General features: G+C 40.1%; 1 protein-coding gene. It reads right to left on the reverse strand.

Annotation, left to right across the window (positions count from 1 at the left end; genetic code table 11):
• Positions 1-122: 122 nt before the first annotated feature.
• Positions 123-1331 (reverse strand): IS110 family transposase, encoded by a 1209-nt coding sequence (locus DWY31_RS13785; protein ID WP_118248163.1) that lies wholly within the window; start codon positions 1329-1331, stop codon positions 123-125.
• Positions 1332-1612: the final 281 nt, after the last annotated feature.

Below are 1612 nucleotides of genomic sequence, written 5' to 3' on the forward strand. Positions count from 1 at the left end.
TAGCCTGCAAATAAAAAGTCAAGGCTAAATTGAAAGAACATTGAAAATTTTATACAGGTTGAAAATTGGGTATCAAAATAAGACCACCACACCAGTGCTGGTCTGAAAATATTAGTGGACAATTAAGATTCTGGAAGGGATGAAAGATATTCTTTCACTCGTCCGTAGTAGATTCTTAGAAACTTGTTGGCACCAGCAGTCATATAGACATAGTAAGGCTTGCCTTGAGCACGTTTCTTATCTAAGAACTGATAAACAGGATCATCTTCAGGATGCGTTTTAATTAGGACATCCATTACCTGAAATAGTGTTTTTCTAAGGTCAGAAGAACCACGTTTTGATGTTGGAACACTTTTTTGAGCATAGGTTCCGGATTCATTAACACCGGGATCTACACCGGCAAATGCAGTAATAGCACTTTTGTGAGTGAAACGGGAAACATCTCCGATCTCAGCCATCAACTGAGGACCGAGTGAAGTTCCAACACCTTTCATAGCCATAATGACAGGATATTCCGGGAGTTTGGATGCAGTTTCATTCATGAGAGTGCGTAGTGACTCAACAGTTGTAGAGGCACTTTTAAGCTGGTCTACAGCTTGCTTGATAATAAGCTTTGTAATGGCATCCTTTGGAAGTACAGGAACAAGTTCCTTTGCTTTTCCATAGATTTCTACAGCTTTTGACTGACTGAAGTTGTACTTCTTGCGTTTGCACCAGTTCTGATAATGGTCGATAAAGGCATTCAGGGACATTTTACGGATACAGTCCACATGCCAGTATGTAGATGCAAAATCAACCCATTTCTGGCTGCCGTCACTGCGTGCAGGACTGTCAAAGTAAGTATTAACACCAGGATAGGTTTGGTCAAGGATGCCAATAAGATTATTCTTCATAGCTGTCTTGTGCTTCATATAAAAGCCAAACTGACGGTTCATGGTTTTAAGCTGATTGCGTAATTCATCCATAACACTATACTGTTTAAGATTCTGCCACTTGTCAAGTGCATATCGTGCAATCTTAACGGCATCAGCTTTATCGGATTTGACTTTACGAAGGGAATCATTATCAAAATCCTTGATTAGTTTTGGGTTAATGGCACTGACGAAAAGATTTGCCGCTGAAAGCTGATGGGCGAGGACTTCATAATAACGTCCTGTGTGCTCCATCACGATTCGGGACTCACCTTCAACAGAGTTGATGAGTTCTACAAGTGAATTGATATCACTGGCTGTGTGTTTGATTTCAAAAGGTGCGGAAACAATTTCACCGAAAGGTCGCATGATAGCAACCATACTCTTACCTTTTGAAACATCGATACCTACTGCGTTCATAAATTGTCACTCCTTAAGATTATTGCAATGGATAAATACCAGTTTTACTCATTGCCTATTCAATCTACTGTGGTGTGACGCGAATGCACCTATGGCGATTCAACCTGCATAAAACGAACGCTGTGAATGAGAAGCTGGTTATCAGTCTAAAAAACGGACGCGAAGTCCAAGAAAGGAAGACGATATACCAATTGCTACCTACATTCTAACAGCTTAAGCAACAAGCTGGATAATTCCTTACTGGCTGTAAGGGATATTAACCATAAATATATTGTAGTAGA

The sequence above is a fragment of the Dorea sp. AF24-7LB genome (assembly GCF_003478575.1).
GTDB classification, from domain to species: Bacteria; Bacillota; Clostridia; order Lachnospirales; family Lachnospiraceae; genus Dorea_D; species Dorea_D hominis.